Annotated in this window: 12 protein-coding genes; 4 read left to right on the top strand and 8 right to left on the bottom strand. The window is 60.4% G+C overall.

Features of this window, described 5'->3' with window-relative positions:
* Positions 1-136: 136 nt before the first annotated feature.
* From QTL56_RS12055 to QTL56_RS12080, 6 genes are all read right to left on the bottom strand, one after another.
* Positions 137-913, bottom strand: a complete 777-nt coding sequence (locus QTL56_RS12055) for a FadR/GntR family transcriptional regulator (protein WP_370660361.1) — start codon at positions 911-913, stop codon at positions 137-139.
* Positions 914-928: 15 nt separating this feature from the next.
* Positions 929-1726 carry an ATP-binding cassette domain-containing protein gene (locus QTL56_RS12060; RefSeq protein ID WP_229576143.1) on the bottom strand — a complete coding sequence of 266 codons (798 nt, stop codon included), beginning with the start codon at positions 1724-1726 and terminating at the stop codon, positions 929-931.
* Positions 1723-3519 carry a dipeptide/oligopeptide/nickel ABC transporter permease/ATP-binding protein gene (locus QTL56_RS12065; protein ID WP_245137884.1) on the bottom strand — a complete coding sequence of 599 codons (1797 nt, stop codon included), beginning with the start codon at positions 3517-3519 and terminating at the stop codon, positions 1723-1725. Before QTL56_RS12065 ends, QTL56_RS12060 begins: the two co-directional genes overlap by 4 nt.
* On the bottom strand, positions 3516-4463 hold the full coding sequence (locus QTL56_RS12070) for an ABC transporter permease (protein ID WP_245137885.1): 948 nt from the start codon (positions 4461-4463) through the stop codon (positions 3516-3518). The genes QTL56_RS12065 and QTL56_RS12070 overlap by 4 nt, the downstream gene beginning before the upstream one ends.
* Before the next feature lie 70 nt (positions 4464-4533).
* Positions 4534-6099 (bottom strand): ABC transporter substrate-binding protein, encoded by a 1566-nt coding sequence (locus QTL56_RS12075; protein ID WP_245137886.1) that lies wholly within the window; start codon positions 6097-6099, stop codon positions 4534-4536.
* A gap of 181 nt (positions 6100-6280) precedes the next feature.
* Entirely contained in the window at positions 6281-7438 is a 1158-nt protein-coding gene (locus QTL56_RS12080; protein WP_229576147.1) for an osmoprotectant NAGGN system M42 family peptidase, read from the bottom strand.
* A gap of 424 nt (positions 7439-7862) precedes the next feature.
* Here QTL56_RS12080 and QTL56_RS12085 point away from each other — a divergent pair, with 424 nt between their 5' ends.
* Positions 7863-8066: a cold-shock protein gene (locus QTL56_RS12085; RefSeq protein WP_136560531.1), complete on the top strand. Its 204-nt coding sequence runs from the start codon at positions 7863-7865 to the stop codon at positions 8064-8066.
* Between the two features lie 646 nt (positions 8067-8712).
* Here QTL56_RS12085 and QTL56_RS12090 read toward each other — a convergent pair.
* Together QTL56_RS12090 and QTL56_RS12095 are read right to left on the bottom strand one after the other, a co-directional pair.
* On the bottom strand, positions 8713-9195 hold the full coding sequence (locus QTL56_RS12090; RefSeq protein ID WP_229576148.1) for a hypothetical protein: 483 nt from the start codon (positions 9193-9195) through the stop codon (positions 8713-8715).
* Complete coding sequence (locus QTL56_RS12095) at positions 9188-10009, bottom strand: helix-turn-helix transcriptional regulator (RefSeq protein WP_245137887.1); 822 nt, start codon at positions 10007-10009, stop codon at positions 9188-9190. The genes QTL56_RS12090 and QTL56_RS12095 overlap by 8 nt, the downstream gene beginning before the upstream one ends.
* Positions 10010-10817: 808 nt before the next feature.
* Between QTL56_RS12095 and QTL56_RS12100 the strand changes: the two genes are divergently transcribed.
* The 3 genes from QTL56_RS12100 to QTL56_RS12110 all read left to right on the top strand — a co-directional run bounded on the left by QTL56_RS12100 (position 10818) and on the right by QTL56_RS12110 (position 16846).
* The gene (locus tag QTL56_RS12100) at positions 10818-12515 is read left to right on the top strand and encodes a hypothetical protein (protein WP_280640747.1); all 1698 of its coding nucleotides are present in this window, start codon (positions 10818-10820) and stop codon (positions 12513-12515) included.
* Positions 12516-12644: 129 nt separating this feature from the next.
* Entirely contained in the window at positions 12645-14645 is a 2001-nt protein-coding gene (locus QTL56_RS12105) for a hypothetical protein (RefSeq protein WP_245137946.1), read from the top strand.
* An 11-nt stretch (positions 14646-14656) separates the two neighbouring features.
* Positions 14657-16846, top strand: coding sequence for a type I secretion system permease/ATPase (locus QTL56_RS12110; RefSeq protein WP_245137888.1), 2190 nt, complete (start codon positions 14657-14659; stop codon positions 16844-16846).
* Positions 16847-16852: the final 6 nt, after the last annotated feature.

Genomic DNA, 16852 nt, shown 5'->3' on the forward strand with positions numbered 1-16852 from the left:
ATCGGTCAGGTCTATCCGTCTTCGGACGGATCCGCTCGGGCCCCAACCTCTCACCCGAAAATGGCACTGCGATCCCGGCAGGCTTTGCCTTTTGTGATCAATGCTCGGCGCAACGACGAACCCAATCCGTGAGAGGTTACGGGCCAAGCGTTTTCGCACGCGCCAGCATGTAGGTCTCGGCGAATGCCATGTGCTCCGTCGCAATGCGGCGCGCATCATCCGCGCGACCATCTTTCAGCGCAGCCATCAGACGATACTGGAAAGACAGCCCCTCCTCCCGGGAACTCGGTGAGGGATCGGCATAGATTTGCCTGGCCAAAGGCAGATCGCGCAAGAGATTATGCATCAGGCCGCAGAGGAAGCCGAGCAGCGGGTTGGGGCTGAGTTGCGCGAGCTGCGAGTGGAAATCGAGTTCTGCCACGCGCTGGCGATACCGCTCCTTGGAATCGGTCGGCGGATGATCGTAGATAAGGATCGTGCTTTCGAGGAGCGCCAACTGTTGCGCTGTCATGCGGCCCGCCAGCAATGCCGCGACTTCGGGCTCCAGCGCCTTCCGGATCGCGTAGATATCGGACAGACTGGGCGGATCGAAGAAGAAGTGGGTCGCCAGCAACTCCATAGCATGCTGGGCGGAGGGTGCGGCAACGAACGCCCCACCACCGGGGCCGCTGCGGGTGAAAATGAGGCCCTGTGTTTCCAGCGCCTTCATCGCCGCTCGCACGGTACCCTTCGCAGCCTTGAAGCGGTCGATCAGTTCACGCTCTTGTGGCAGGCGGCTCCCGGGAGCAAGGTTCTGCGACCGGATGAAGTCCTTCATCAGGTCGGCAATCGCCTCCGGCCGGCGCTTCGCCTTGCCGGCAGGAATAAAGAGGCTTTTGCCGTCTGGGCCGACCTTGTCCGGCTTCTCCTGCATGGCCTTCATGTACAGTCACTCTCTCCCAATGCGAGGCGCACTCGCGACAAGCCGTCTTGTATAGGCGTGCTCTGGATTGGCAAAGAGCCGTGCCGCCGGCGCCGTCTCGACGACCTCGCCGTAATACATGACTGCCACGCGGTCGCTGATCGCCTCGACGACGGCGAGATCATGGCTGATGAAGAGATAGGAAAGGTCGAACCGTGTTTTCAGATCGCTGAGGAGCAGCAGCACCTGCGCCTGCACGCAGACGTCGAGCGCACTCACCGGCTCGTCGAAGACAATGATTTCAGCTTCCGCCGCCAGCGCCCTTGCAATCGCGATACGCTGCGCCTGGCCACCGGAGAATTCGTGCGGATAGCGGGTGAGCGTGTCAGCCGGCATCTGGACTGCGTCCAGAAGCTCCGTCATCCGCGCGCGGCGCCTCGATGGCTCGTAGCCACACAGCAACTTGAGCGGCGTATCGAGAATTTCCCTCACCGTCTTGCGCGGATTGAGCGAGGCCACCGGATCCTGAAAAACATACTGGATCGTCTTCCCGAAGGCGCGTGGCCCATCGCGACGCAGCGCAGCCGCATCCTTTCCACCGATCAGCATGCTGCCCGAAGTCGGCCTTTCCAGACCGACGAGCATGCGGGCAAGCGTGCTTTTGCCGGAACCGCTCTCACCAACGACCGCAAGCGTTTCGCCGCGAGCAAGGTCAAGCGATACGGAGCTCACCGCCTTGATTTCGTGGTGCTTCTTGCCGAACAGGCTCCTGCCACCGCCGAACGACTTGGAAAGATCGCGGACCTGGATCGCGGTACTCGTCATGACACCTCCATCTCGCTGCGTGCGAAAAGTCCAGAGACGCGTTCGAGGAAGGCGCCGCCCGTACCGAGTTCCGGCACGCAGGCGATAAGCCGTTTCGTGTAGGCATGCTGCGGGTTGGCGAGCACCTCGCGGGTCTCTCCCGTTTCGACGATCTCGCCATCCTTCATCACCGCCACCCGGTCGCAAATCTCCGAGACGACACCGAAATCATGGGTAATGAACAGCAGGGCCATGCCGCGCTCCCTCTGCAGGTCGCGCAGGAGTTCGAGTATTCGCGCCTGCACGGTCACGTCGAGGGCCGTCGTCGGCTCGTCGGCAATGATGATGTCGGGGTCGTTGGCAAGCGCCATGGCAATACCGATACGCTGGCGCTGCCCCCCTGAAAGCTGGTGTGGATAATGCTTTGCCCGTTCCTGGGCTTCCGGTATGCCCACCTTTTCCAGAAGCTCCAGCGCCTTTTCACGACACGCCGTAGCACCAATCGACTGGTGCGCGGAAATCGCCTCCTCGACCTGCCGCCCCACGGGATACAGCGGGTGGAGCGTCGTCAACGGATCCTGGAAGACATATGCGACACGATTGCCGCGCATGGAGATGAGGCGCGTCTCCGGCATGGCCAGCACATCCTCATTGCCGACATAGATCGCGCCGTTTTGGATGACGCCTGGCGGCGACGCCACCAGCCCCATGACGGAAAGCGCTGTCACGCTCTTTCCCGAGCCGCTTTCGCCAATCAGACCGAGACACTCGCCCGGCTTCACATGCAGTGAGACCCCACGCACTGCCGGAACGACTTCGCCACCACTGCGGAAATTGGTATCGAGTCCTTCGATCGAAAGGGCTGCATCCTCCACGGTATTCGATCGAATTGCTCGGTCATCCGCGATGTCCGTCACCGGCCCTGGCCGCGAAAGCGCCCCGGAACGCAGGCGTGGATCGAGCACGTCGCGGATCCCGTCGCCCAGCACATTCAGGCTGATGACGACGAGAAAGATCATCACGCCAGGCACGATGGACACATGCGGCGCCGTGAAGAGTTGTGCTCGCCCTTCGCCAAGCATGGAGCCGAGATCGGCTTGCGGCGGCTGGGCGCCAAGACCGAGGAAGCTCAACCCCGCCGTCTCGAGGATCATCCAGCCTGCCGTCGTCGACATGGTGATGACGATGACCGGCGCGACGTTCGGCAGGATCTCGGTGAGCATGACCGATAGATGCCCCTTGCCGGATAGCCGTGCTGCATCGACGAACTCGCGATGGACATATCCGAGCGTCACGCCGCGCACATTGCGCGCGAAGAACGGGATATTGACGATGGCGATGGCATAGAGCGCATTCATCAGGCCTGGACCCAGCGCGGCCACGATTGCCAGTGCAAGCAGGATGTAAGGAAAGGCCATCAGCATATCGATGCCGCGCATCATGGCATTGTCCGTACGCCCGCCGACGTAACCTGCCGCGATGCCGATGGCCGATCCGACGAGTGCGGCGATCAGGGTGGCGGCAAAGCCGACGGTGACCGAGAGACGCGTGCCCCATAGCAGCCGGCTCAAGATGTCGCGGCCGAGTTGGTCAGTGCCGAGCAGATGCCCGGCCGTCAACAGCGGCTTCAGACGGTTGGCAGGTGCGGTTGCGTCGGGATCGGGCAGCGGCAGGATCGGCACCAGCACGATCATGAGAGCGATCACCCCCAGCAGCAGGAGGCCGACGAAGGCCAGGCGATTGTTGAACAGAAGCCGCCAGGACGATATCCGCCGGGATACCGGGGGAAGAGATGTGTCGACAGCGATGGTCATGTGCGGATCCTTGGGTCAAGCATGGATTGCACGACGTCGGCAAGGAGATTGAAAAGCACATAACTGGCAGCGACCACCAGAACGCCCCCCTGCACCAGGAGAATATCTCGGGTCGAGATTGCCTTGACCAGCATCGCGCCGATGCCCGGCCATTGGAACACGGTCTCGATGTAGACGGCACCGCCGAGCACGAAGCCGGACTGGATCCCGATGACGGGAATGATGCTGACGAGCGCGGCCCGAAAGGCGTGCGCATAGATCACTCGTCGCTCCGGCAAACCCTTGGCACGTGCCGCACGGACATAGTCCTGCCGCAGCACCTCCAGCATGGCGCCGCGAGTCAGTCGGGCGATGACGCCGGCAGCGACGACCGCCAGTGTGACAGCCGGCAAGATCAGGTGAAGCAGGAGATCCGGCAGATCACCACCGCCATAGACCGCATACATGCCCGAGGCCGGAAGTACGCGCCAGTGTACGGCGAAGAGGTAGATGAGCAAGAGGCCGAGCCAGAAGGAGGGCATCGAAATTCCGGCCAGAACGAGGAAGGTGATCACCCGATCCGCCCAGCCGAACTGCCGAACGGCAGACACCACACCCGCAAGCAGGCCAATCACCGAGCAGAGCACCAGGGAAACCCCCGCCAGAACCAGCGTCGCCTGGAAGCGCTCCAGCACCTCGTCCAGCACGGGGCGGTTGAGCGCGAAGGAACGGCCGAAATCGCCGTGCAGGACATTGCCGATCCAGATCAGATATTGCTGCACCAGAGGCTTGTCGAGGCCGAGATCGCGGTTGATGCGCTCCACGTTTTCAGGTGTGGCATAGGCGCCGAGGATGGCCGTGGCGGTGTCGCCGGGGATAAGTGCCATCACGAGGAAGACGATCACGGAGAGCCCGAACAGCACGGGCACGACCGCGATCAGCCGCTTCAGAATATAGGCCGGCATGGAAACCTCCGGGGCATCTGTCGCTGCCGCTGCCGGCAAGACTTGCCGGCAGCGGGTCAGCGCACGAGGATCACGGCTTTGTCACGCCATGCAGATTGAGCAGGAAGGAGGGCTGCAGTTTGAAGCCCTGCACCGCGGCAGTAGTGACCGCGTTCTGCTTCCAGTTGGCAACGAAAAGCCAGGGTGCATCGTCATGCACGATCTGCTGCACCTGCCCGTAAAGCTTGCCGCGTTCAGCCTGATCGGTCGACGTCCGCGCTTTTTCCAGAAGCTCGTCCACCTCGGGATTGGAGTAATAGCCCGAGTTGAAGCCGCCCTTGTCCGGCATGGCGTCGGTGCGCAACGCCAGATAAGGCAAGGTGTCGGGATCATTGGTCATCCAGGCCATTTCGGCCATGTCGGCCTTGCCCTCGAGGCCTTCATTGACCCGGCCGAGGAAGGTGTTCCATTCATAGGTCTCGATCTTGACCGAGAATCCAACGGCCTGGAGATCGGCCTTGATCGCCGCCCCCATCGTGATCGGATCGAGCATGCCGGAGCCGCCCTCGGTGACATAGAAAGTCAGTTGCGGATTCTCGACACCCGCCTCTGCAAGCAGCGCCTTCGCCTTCTCGGGATCATAGGCATAGGCATCGACTGCGCCTTCAACCCAGTTGAATGCTGGTGGAATGGGTCCTGCGGCCACCGTCGCGGTCCCCTGGAGGACATCGTTGACGAGGGTTTCCTTGTTCACCGCATAATTGGCCGCCTGACGCACGCGCTTGTCGGCAAAAGGACCGCTCCGGGTATTCAGGATACCGAACCAGACATGCGGACCCGCTTGTTCCGCAACGGCGAAACCTGCATCCTGCTTGAACGTCGCCAGATTGTCCGGCGGGACCTCGACCATGACATCGATGCCCCCCGCCATCATCTCAGCCACGCGCGTATTGGCATCGGTGATCGGCCGGAACACGACGGCTTCGAGGCTGGCTGCACCATCCCAGTAATCCGGGTTGCGTTCGATGACGACGCGCTGGCTAGACTGCCACTCGACGAACTTGAAAGCCCCTGTACCCGACGGATTGCGACCGTAGTCCGCACCGTGCTGCTCCACGGCGGCCGGCGAGACAATCAGCCCTGTCGGATAGGCAAGATTGGAAAGAAACGGCGCAAAGGCCTCGCTCAACTTGAACTCGACGGTCTGAGGATCGATCGCATTGACAGCTTCGACCGAGGCGAAGTTGAAGGACAGCGGAAAAGGTCCGGTGCTGTAGAATGGATGATCCTCCTTCAGCATGCGGTCGAAATTGAATTTCACCGCTTCCGCGTTGAAATCGGAACCGTCGTGGAATTTCACACCCTGGCGCAACTTGAAGGTATAGGTCTTCCCGTCTTCGGAAACATCCCAGCTTTCGGCAAGCGCCGGCTCGACTTCCAATGTGCCATCCTTGAAGCGCACCAGTCCGTCATAGACATTGACGAGGATCCGGAAGTCATTCGTCGCAGTGACCGTGTGCGGATCGAGAGACTTTGGCTCTGCGATCTGACCGACCACGAGTACATTGGGGGGAGTCTGCGCGCTCGCGGACGCAGCAGCAACCGTGGCGGCAAAGAGGGAGGCGGCCGCAAGGACGCTCCGAAACAGCCTCTTCATGGGAAAGATCCTTTCGATTTGGCATCGTTCGTAAAGCGCTATTTATAGCTATAAATACTCAACAATCAAATATTTATCATTATAGATTTCAGGAAGACGCAAAACGTCGCCCCGCCGCACATGGCAAATGTGCTGCATCTGAAGCCCTGCAACGATGGATGATAGGCTCGGTCGGATGCGATCAGGACTCGTCAGTTTCGTCCGCGCTGAGGCTCTGTTCAGCGGGCGCAACCTTCTGCCGGGTAAAGCCGCGCAAGCCCGAGACTTCCTCGGAATCACGCTCGATCTGAACTTCGCTCGCCACGTAGTAGATCACGAGTTTTGCCACCGACATCAGTGCATGGAGATGGATGCGCTCATATCCGTGCGAGGCGTCGACGCCGAAGGCCAGAAGGGCAGTGCGCACATCGTGTCCGGCCTCCACTGCCGAGGCAGCGTCGGAGCGATAGTAGCGGAAGACATCCTTCTGCACCCGGATCCCGTGCTCGCCACAAAGCTCGTAAAGCTTCTTGGACAGGTGATAGTCGAAGGGACCCGTTTGATCCGCCATGGCCAGCGTCACCCCGAATTCGTCGGAATTCTGGCCCGGCGCAGTCGTGCCGTTGTCTACCGCAACGAGGGAGGCGATCTCCGGCAGCAGGGCGGCTGAAGCACCAACGCCGACCTCCTCGCCGATCGTGAACAGCCAATAGGTATCGACGGGCGTTTCAATCTTTTCGCGTTGCATGGCCTCGAGTGCGGCCAGCATGATTGCCACCCCGGCCTTGTCGTCCAGATGCCTGGAGACAATGAACCCATTCTCGAGGAATTCCGGCTGAGGATCGATCGCGACGATATCGCCGATGTCGATGCCGAGTTGCACGATATCGTTTCGGTCGCGCGCCAGAGCATCGATGCGCAATTCCACATGCCGCCAACCGGTCGGCTGCGTGTCGATCTCTTCGTTGAAAGTGTGGCCTGAAGCTTTCAGCGGCAGGATGGAGCCGCGATAAATCCCCTTGCCGGAAAAAACCGAAGCGCGGGCGCCCTCGGCGAACCGCGCGGACCAATGACCGATCGAAACGAGTTCGAGCCGGCCATTCTGCTTCAGCGACTTGACTTGAGCGCCGAGCGTATCGAGATGGGAGACGATCGCGCGCGCTGGTCGCTCCGCAGCGCCGGGACGCCTGGCGCGGATCGCGCCGCGACGAGTGAGCTTGACCTCAAGTCCGAGACGTTCCAGTTCGCGCGCCGTATGCCGAACGGCCTCGTCGGTGAAACCGGTGGGGCTGGGAATGGCGAGCAGTGCTTTCAGCCGAGCTCTCAGATATTCCGGATCGATATTGATCGGTGTCTGCATAAGCGCTTTGTCGCAGCGAAAGGGGAACAGGTCAACCTGAGCGTTTGTGCAGACATGGGGTGTGGAAGCCGTCTTGGCCTTTGGTCCAGTCCGAAAACCGGCACGTTAGGGCGCCATTTTTCGGGATCTGAAGGACACCGGTGCATTACCTTCCGGCCCGTCTTCTCGCCGGCACCAGGCCCTTGCGCCAGACCGCAAAGACGGGAATTACGGGACGCGTCTTGACCGAAGGGTTCGGAGATCAGCCCCTATCGACAGACCAGCCACGCCTCCTTGAGAGGTGGCTGGCATGAAAATTCGGACCGTTATATTGAGAAAAAGCCGCATAGTGAGGCCAAACGTCCCGGTGGATGACCGAGTCGGACTTGCTGATCGGCTCCACAACCGCTATGCGATCTTGTCGCATAAATTCCACGAGGACATCATGGCTACTGGCATCGTAAAATTCTTCGCTCAGGACAAGGGCTTCGGCTTCATCACCCCGGACAATGGCGGCCCGGACGTCTTTGTTCATATTTCCGCAGTCGGCTTTGGCGGCGCGTTGCAGGACGGCCAGAAGGTCAGCTACGACGTAGGCCAGGATCGCAAGACCGGCAAGTCCAAGGCAGAGAACGTCACCGTTATCTGATACGCCGCTCGGCACAGACAAAGTGCGACGCGCCTTGGGACCTCCCATCTGGCGCGTCGCTCGACACTCCATCCGAGACCGTGACGCCCGACATTCGAACAGGCCCGCTACAGCCTCGGCACCCGGATCGCGATTGCCTTCCAGCGGCCTGCAATTGACATAGGCTGCACGACCCGCTCTGCTCTCCCCTTTCTGGCCGTGTCATCGGCACCTTCGCGTGCAGCCTTGACCGCAGCGTCAAGCCTTCGGCAAGCCGGCGTGTGCCGGCGCCAGTGCATCGATCAACCTTCGATCGCCGCCCCAACCCCGACTTCCTGCATCCGCGAAAGCCCGGCCCTCAGCGCGTCACGCAGGCCATCGGCAAGCGCCACGACGGACACCGGATTGCTCCTCGGAAGTCCTGACCAGGCGGACGGACATTCGGGGACCAAAGCCTCCGAGATTGGGATCAGCGCCTAAGGCTGGCGCCGTCCACCACCGGAAGCGCGATCCGCCTCATGTGGGTCTGGCTCAAGCATTGCGAATGAATCGCATCGAAGCGAAATCTTTGAACTGGCCATGCAGGCCCACGGCGAAGCCACGCTGTCGCCACCGAATCGATTCGTCGCCCGTCCGCGCCGTCCGCATTTTCGCGCTGGGCGCTGCCCTACTTCGGAAATCCATACTTCTCGGTTATGTGCCAGAAGGACTGGTTGATCCTGACCAGGGAGCGGATGCTCTCGCGGATGCGCTCAATTTCCTGATCGTCGAGTTCCTCGATCTTGCCGTACTTGATGTCGTCCCGGCCCTCGAAAATGCGCATGGACTGGGTCAGTCCGCGGCCGCTGTCCGGGTCGAACGAATAGATGCAATGATTGTATTTGTTGCGAAGCTTGGCTTGCTCCGACAGGCGTCGCGTGGAATCCAGCACATCGGCACGACAATCCGCCGGTGTCTTCTGCATCTTGGCCAGGCGCTCGACGAGATCAATGCGCGCGCGCGGCGTGTTCAACGTCAGAAAAATGACGATCGCGGTCTCCTTGTCCGAATGGGCAAGGCCGGCGATCATGTGGATCAGGAGACTTTCGGTGTTGGTCCAAGTGTAGTTCAACTGCCCGATCAGCAGCAGCACATCTTGAAATCTACGCATCGCCGCCAGGCGCCGGATTGCTGCTCGGCCTTTGAACATAGCCGGAGCTTGAACCGTCGCCATCCCTGTCCCTGTGCTCGAAATAAAGCGCGACCGCTTCTGTTCGATTATGCACACCGAGCTTGGTAATGATGTTGTGGATGTGGATCTTGACCGTGTGTTCCGACACACCGAGGGCTGCGGCGATGATCTTGTTCTGGTTGCCCAGGGCGATTCGGCCCAGAATCTGGTTTTCGCGTTTGGTCAGCTGGTGCATGATCTTGCCTTGCACCTCTCTCACAACCCGCGGTTTCGTCACGTCTTGCGAGCTATCACCTTCGTTTCTCCAGCGAATGCCGTCCTGGTTTCGATAGGCGATTGACGGAAAATAGGTCCCGCCCCTCAGGATGATCCGCAGCATTGAAAGCAGGACATCGAGGCTGACGTTCAGCGGCAGGACACCCTGGACATGGCTGGTGTCGATCTGATGGAACCGCTCGACGCTGCCGCGCAAATCGCTGTCCGTGACAATTGCGATGGCGGCAGACGGATGCTGGCCAAGCAATTCATTGGCACACTCGCCCAACTCCTGCGCATGGAGCAGATCGACCAGCACAAGCCGCAGCGGAACATCGAATTCCTCCAGAGCCGATTGCATGCTGACACTTTGGGAGACCCTTAAGAACGGGAATTCTCTTTGGATGGCCGCAGCCATCGCCCCGGAAATAACATCCGGTGGACCAACATACAGAAGCGTCCGTAGATTGGGCATCGCCTCCAGAGAAGCCACCAAATCCGCACCGTCGCTCCAGACGTGAGGCGCAAGTTGTTTCATGCAGCATGCCTCCTCAAAACACAATCAAGGCGTGCAAAAATGGCACAACCTTCGTTGATTTAGGAAACGGTAAACCAAACAGCAGCGGTTGGGAATAGTCCGAACGATCTACTGGACCCGCGCCTAGACATCATGGGCGAGAATATTTTCTGCAGAAGCCAGGATGCGGCGCAATTTCCGTCGGAAAAACAAGCATAAATCTAGATCATCTACACAAAACGAGGGAGATACTGGTGAGGACCTACGCCTTTTGATCCCGCTTCGGCGCCGTAAACTGGCGGTGGAGGCGGGCAGCTTTGGCGCTTAAGGCCCTCAGCCCACGGCTTCAACACGCGATTCGGGCGCGAGTATGGGCGAGAAAAATCAACCCTGAGATGAAGTTCTAGAACAATGTCATTTAGGACCAATATTCCTGTGGACGAGCTCGATCGCAGAACAGTCAAGGAATTTTGCGGCCCATCGATAGTCTAGTCCCTGCCGGGAAATGCTGCGGCGCACATTACTAGCTCCATCTATCAGCTTATCTTCTGCCTCAGACAGGGACAGACTTGGAGATGAGGCGGTGACCTGGTTGTTCGCGTTGAGCATGCCGCTCCAAGACATGGTCCGAACGAGGATCTGCGCCTCATGACTGCATTCAGGAGGAACACATAAACACATCAACAACCGTCCCCATGGCGATGTCGATACCGACCTCGTGGGGAATCATCTTTCAACCACAGATCAATCCGGAATTCGCATGTGAAGACCGTATAGAAGATGAATAACGGTCAAGCAGTCGCGGAATCCGATGACGGAGGATACGACTATGGCAGGCAGATCGAGGCAGCACTACGACAACGGCAATGAGCAGGAACAAGAGCAGGCGCAGAGCGAACTGCAGGCTCAGGCACAGGCTCAACTCGAGGCTCAAGCCCAGGGACAAGGCCAAGGACAGCATCAGTCGAGCACGTCCGAAAGCCTCAACGGTAACGGCAACCTCAATGGTAACGGCAATCTCAACGGCAACGGCAATGGGAACCTGAACGGTAACGGGAACCTGAATGCCAATCTCAACGTCAATGAAAACGTCAGCTCCACAACGGTTTCCGTCGGCGTGACGGTAGATCCCGGGATTGAGGGCTACCTCCCCACAGACGATGATTTCGCCGATATCGATGTGTCCAAGGGCTCGTCCGTGGACGGCCTGTTCAATGTCCAGTTCGAGGACATCATGAATGGTGCTCTCACCGGAGAAGGCAACGACAGTGGCAATGTCTTCAACCAGATCGCCAATCTCCAGGACAATGACAGGCTGGACAATGCCGAAGTCAGGAACGAAGCCAGCTTCGCGGTAGATGCCAGAGCCAATGGCGGCAGTGCCAAGGCCGAAGAAGGCATCAGTGGCGGCGGTGAAGGCGGAAACGGTGGCGGCAATGCCGACGCTGACGGTGGCAATGGAGGAGACGGCGGCACCACATTCGGCGGCTCGGCACTCGGCGGCATCGGGCTTGGCGGCCTGGCGCTCAGCGGCGCTGAGGGTGGCGATGGCGATGGCGGCGACTCCGACGGCGGCGACGGTGACTCCGGCAGTGCTGACTCCGGCGCTGCATTCGGCGGCATCGGCATCGGCGGTGACGGCGGCCATGGCGCATCTGGCGTCGGCCTTGGCCTTGGCCTCGGGCTTGGTCTGGGAGCCGGTCTGGCTATGGCTGGCGAAGGCGCGAGCGGCAGCAATGGCACAGGCAGCGGTGGCGAAGGCGGCAACGGCGGGGACGCTGAAGGCGGCGACGCGGACGACGCCGGTGACAGCGAAGCCACAGGCGGCGAAGGCGGCAACGGCCTCGGCCTGTCGCTGGGCCTGATCAACCCGATCCTCATCGACAATGAAGGCGGCAATGCCGGAGGCAGTGGCTCCGGTGGCAGCAATACTGGCGGCGCAGCAACCGGCGGTGGCGCCGGAGGCGCTGGCGGTGGCAGCGGCTCGGCAACCAATGCCGGCAATGGTGGTGACGGTGGCGATGCCGGCGGCATGGGGCTTGGCCTCGGCGCGGGCAATGGCGCGGGCCTTGGTGTCGGCGGGGACGGTGGCGCAGGTGCTGCGGGCAATGGCGGCGGCGGTGCATCCGGCAATGCCAACAGCGGTGACGCCTGGGGCGGTGCATCCTGGGCAGACGGTGGCGATGGCGGCGCGGCTCTCAGCGGCGCCTGGACATCCGGCACCGGTGGCGGCGCAGTCGGCGGCTGGGCTCAGGGCGGCGACGGCGCATTCGGCGGCGCGGGCGGCAGTGCGTCCACCGGTTATGGTGGCGTGGGCGATGGCGGCTCCTGGGGCTCGGGCAATGGTGATGACGGGTTTGTCACCGGCAACAGTTCTGCGAGCGCAGATGCTGGCATCGACACCAGTGCCTTCAACCAGGACATCGTCATGGGCGCCAACCTGCAGCAGAATGCCATCGACATGACAGTTGTCGGCGGCAGCCTGACCAGCACGGTCGTGGGCGAGGATGGCGACGACGGCGTGTAAGCCTGGATCGTACTTAGCCACGAGATAGACACCACGGGGCTGCGCAGGCTTCCTGCGCAGCTCCTTTATGCCTCATGACGCGCAGTCATGCCGGCACCGCAGGAACAAGGAGTTACGGCCTTGACAACGATGGACAAATTTACCGAAGAGATCAGTCACTTCATCGGCTTCTTCCACATCAGCGTCGAAAATGCTCGGGCCCGGGAAGCTTACACTGAATTCGGCTTCACAAAGGCCGAGTTGCACGTCGAGAAGCTATCGGTCCACAGCAGCGATTTCGGGGCTCCCTTCGACCTTCTGGGGTTTGATCCGGGTTTCGGCTATCGTTCTCCGGCGCCCGATCACTGGTATGTCCCGACAAGGCTCGCTGACGCACCGCCCCTCCCTGCCGGCAGAACGGTCGGCTATGCCATGGAAGGCCGCCCATTTCCCGATACGCTCAGGGATGCTCTGGGCGCGCCCATGAAGACGGTGCAGTCCTTCTCCGCAGAGATCGACCCGCCGGGATCGATCGTCAATCATTTCAGCCAGGCCATAAGCCTGTCCGATGACGACTACTTCGGCGTCGGTGGACACGGGTTGACCTTCAATGCTGAAGCCGTCGATGACGCCACCGTACTGGAGGGCTTCGAAAAGGCTTCTGCTCTGTCGCCTCTCGGAGACTTCGCACGCGCGGGTTCGAGCGAAGACCTGATCGGCGTGATCAAGACAATCATCGAACAGTTGGAGGATGTACCCGACGACAGTGACGCGGTTCAGGTCCACATCAGCACAGCGTCAATTGACGGTACCTATGTCAACGGCGAATTGGTCGAGGAGGTCCCGCTCATCGAGGACTATCATTCCATCGGCCGCGACGAGAGCGAGGAAGAAGACACCGACAACGGGGGCTCCAACACCTGGATTTCGGACAACGGCACCATCGCCATGAACGCTTCTGTGGAAGTGCTTACCGGCGGCAATACTCTGATCAACAATGTCGTGCTGCAGAACTTCTGGACCGGAGCAACGACCACCCTCGTGGCCGGAGATCATATCGAGGTAAACGCGATTGTTCAGATCAACGCCCTTTGGGACACCGACTCGATCACGTCGACGGTCAGCAACTGGACCAATGATGCTGCCGCGAACGAAATTTTCAATGTCGCCACGTTCGATCATCTGGACACGTCCAACGGCTCGGCGACCGAAGCGAGCAGCGCCAACGGCTATCCTGCATTCTGGGCCGTTACCGAGATCCATGGCGACCTGATGATCGTCAACTGGCTTGAGCAGATCATCTTCATGAGTGACAATGATGTCGGAATCCTCTCGTCGTCCGGCGTCACCACGAGCGTGATCGCCGGCGACAATTTCGGCGTCAATCATGCTTCGGTCTTCGAACTGGGCTTTTCCTACGACCTGATCATCATTGGCGGCTCGATCTACGACGCGAACATCATCCACCAGATGAACATCCTGTTCGACAATGATCTGGTCGGCACAACGGCCGATTTCCAGACATCGGGCGAAGGCTCTTTTTCTTCATCCGGCAACCTGCTCTGGAATCAGGCCCGTATCAGCACGATCGGCGATGCCGACCGTTTCGACAGTCTGTCGCAGGACCAGATCGGCACGCTGGAGTCCTTTGCCGATGGCGAGGGCAATATCGCGCCGGAACTGCTGTCCAACCCGGACTTTGCCGGGCTTCAGGGCTTGCGAGTCCTCTATGTCAGCGGCGACCTGATAAACCTTCAATACATTCGCCAGACGAACATTCTCGGTGACAACGATCAGATCGCGCTGGCGATGAATGCAATCGCCCCGGATCTGGACGCCAGCTGGACAATCGAAACCGGATCCAACGCACTGATCAACAATGCAACGATCATTGATCTGGATTCGGTGGGGAAGACCTATATCGGCGGAGAACAATATTCGCAGGAAACGCTTTTTCAGGCGGAACTGATCTCGTCGCATCCCGATTTCGGCAGCCCGAATCCGGATGCCCTGGTCAACGAAGCCGTGCTTTTTCTCGATGATTCCATGCTCGACCAAAACGATCAGGCGACAACACACGATGCCTCTTGTCTGCCGTCAGACTACGACGGCCATACGGGTGATGGCGTGAACAGCATGATAGGCCATTGAAGGGGACTTGAATGACGGAGATCCGTAAGCGGCTGGAGCCCCCGAGCAAATCCGCAGAGGCCCCGGCTCCGAAAATGCCACGGTTGGAAGCATCGAACGATACCGGTGGCCCCTATGCCCAGCTCGAACAAGCCGTCGAAGACTATCTCAAAGCCGAAATCGACAGCTCCAAACTTCAGTCGTCAGTAGCGGCAGAGCCGAACCGCCCGCCGAACAACTTGCGAGTTGCCTACAGCCAACGCCCCGCTGCGGAGACATCTCTGGCCGAACCGGCGGCAGAGGCAGAGGCCAGGCAGGAGCCGCCGCCGGAGGAAGATACACCGAAGGCTCGTCCGCTCGAATCCAGAGCGCCGGACGGCATGAAGGTGATCGATGGGGATCAGGGCCCTGTCAAAGCCGAGCCGGCAAACCCAGACAGCTCGCCCGCAACAAGGAGCGGCAAGGGTGGCGGCGGGGGCAGCGGCACGTTCCACAAGCGGCTGGGACAGGTCGATTTCAATGCCAGCCTCAAGGCCGGGATTCAAGCGGTCAAGCGCAACCTTCTGATCGTCATGATATTTACTGTCGCCAGCAACGTTCTTGTGCTGGCCATACCGATCTATCTGTTCCAGATCTCGGACCGGGTCCTGACCAGCCGGTCTACTGATACGCTGATCATGCTGACGATCGTGATCGTCGGTGCAATCGTTCTACAGGCGGCTTTCGACGCGTTGCGCCGTTTCATCCTCATGCGAACCGCGGTGGAATTTGCAGCTCAACTCGGAGCACCGATCCTGAGTGCGGCAGCGCGGGCGTCCCTGCAGGGAAACGGGCGGGAATACCAGACCCTCGGCGACCTGCAGCAGGTTCGATCGTTCCTCGTTTCGCGCACGCTGCTTGCCTTCCTGGATGCCCCGATCGCGCCAATTTTCCTGCTCGCGGTCTTCCTCATCCACCCCCATCTTGGCTCCATCGTCGTGGTCTCGGCGGTGCTGTTGCTGGTATTCACACAGATCAACCAGCGCACGACCGCGCTACCGTTCGCCGATGCGAATGCGGCGCAGGTCAAGGCCAACCTGCATCTGGATTCGATGACGCGCAATTCGCAGATCATCAACGCCTTGGCGATGATCCCGGAGGCTGTGCACATCTGGGGCAAGGACACCGCCGCATCCCTCAAGGCGCAGGTGATTGCGCAGGACAGGAATATCGCGATCGCAGCCGTGTCGAAAGGCGTGCGCCTCCTCACTCAGGTGGCCATGCTCGGCTGGGGAGCCTACCTGTCGATCGAAGGCGAATTGACCGGTGGCATGGTCATCGCATCTTCGATCATTGCAGGGCGCGCGCTGGCGCCCATCGAAGGCGCCATCGAAGGATGGAACCAGTATAGCCAGTCGCGCGCCGCCTATGGTCGGATCGCCACTTTGCTCAGAGCCTCGCCGCTCAATTTCGAGCGCCTCAACCTGCCGAAACCAGAAGGGCGACTCGACGTGGAGCGGCTGCTCTACGTGCCACAGGGGACCAAGCGGGTTGTGCTGAACGGAATTTCCTTTGCTCTGCAGCCCGGCGAGTCGCTTGCCGTCATCGGAAATTCCGGTGCGGGAAAGACCACGCTGGGCAAGATGCTCGTCGGATCGATCCTGCCCACATCCGGCAATGTCCGCCTCGACCTGATGGATCTGCGCAACTGGGACCAGCGCCAATTCGGCGAAAACATCGGCTATCTGCCGCAGGACGTGCAGCTGTTCCCCGGAACGATCAAGGCCAACATCGCCCGGATGCGGTCCGATGCGGACGATGAACAGATCTATCGCGCTGCAATGCTTGCCGACGTGCACGAGATGATCGCAAGTCTTCCCCATGGCTACGAGACGATGGTGGCTGCCGATGGCTCTCCCCTGTCCGGCGGTCAGAAGCAGCGCATCGCCCTGGCGCGTGCCTTTTTCGGAGATCCCCATCTGGTTGTGCTCGACGAGCCCAATTCCAACCTCGACAGTGCCGGCGACGTCGCGCTGATGCGGGCTTTGCAGCATGCCAGGGAACAGAAGATCACCATGATCACCGTCACCCAGCGGCCGTCCCTGCTCGCCAGCGTCGACAAGATCCTGCTGCTGGTCAATGGCACCGTTGCCCTGTTCGGCATGCGCATGGATGTGCTGAAGGCGTTGCAGGCCCGCGGCATCGATATCGAAGGCGGCTCGTTTGGTCACCAGCTACAATAGGAGGCG

Source organism: Peteryoungia algae, from assembly GCF_030369675.1.
Taxonomy (GTDB): domain Bacteria; phylum Pseudomonadota; class Alphaproteobacteria; order Rhizobiales; family Rhizobiaceae; genus Allorhizobium; species Allorhizobium algae.

What these genes read in the sequence shown, in the direction of transcription:
- QTL56_RS12055 (WP_370660361.1), bottom strand. Translation starts at nt 913, where the DNA reads ATGCAGGAGAAGCCGGACAAGGTCGGCCCAGACGGCAAAAGCCTCTTT.
- QTL56_RS12060 (WP_229576143.1), bottom strand. Translation starts at nt 1,726, where the DNA reads ATGACGAGTACCGCGATCCAGGTCCGCGATCTTTCCAAGTCGTTCGGC.
- QTL56_RS12065 (WP_245137884.1), bottom strand. Translation starts at nt 3,519, where the DNA reads ATGACCATCGCTGTCGACACATCTCTTCCCCCGGTATCCCGGCGGATA.
- QTL56_RS12070 (WP_245137885.1), bottom strand. Translation starts at nt 4,463, where the DNA reads ATGCCGGCCTATATTCTGAAGCGGCTGATCGCGGTCGTGCCCGTGCTG.
- QTL56_RS12075 (WP_245137886.1), bottom strand. Translation starts at nt 6,099, where the DNA reads ATGAAGAGGCTGTTTCGGAGCGTCCTTGCGGCCGCCTCCCTCTTTGCC.
- QTL56_RS12080 (WP_229576147.1), bottom strand. Translation starts at nt 7,438, where the DNA reads ATGCAGACACCGATCAATATCGATCCGGAATATCTGAGAGCTCGGCTG.
- QTL56_RS12085 (WP_136560531.1), top strand. Translation starts at nt 7,863, where the DNA reads ATGGCTACTGGCATCGTAAAATTCTTCGCTCAGGACAAGGGCTTCGGC.
- QTL56_RS12090 (WP_229576148.1), bottom strand. Translation starts at nt 9,195, where the DNA reads ATGCGTAGATTTCAAGATGTGCTGCTGCTGATCGGGCAGTTGAACTAC.
- QTL56_RS12095 (WP_245137887.1), bottom strand. Translation starts at nt 10,009, where the DNA reads ATGAAACAACTTGCGCCTCACGTCTGGAGCGACGGTGCGGATTTGGTG.
- QTL56_RS12100 (WP_280640747.1), top strand. Translation starts at nt 10,818, where the DNA reads ATGGCAGGCAGATCGAGGCAGCACTACGACAACGGCAATGAGCAGGAA.
- QTL56_RS12105 (WP_245137946.1), top strand. Translation starts at nt 12,645, where the DNA reads ATGGACAAATTTACCGAAGAGATCAGTCACTTCATCGGCTTCTTCCAC.
- QTL56_RS12110 (WP_245137888.1), top strand. Translation starts at nt 14,657, where the DNA reads ATGACGGAGATCCGTAAGCGGCTGGAGCCCCCGAGCAAATCCGCAGAG.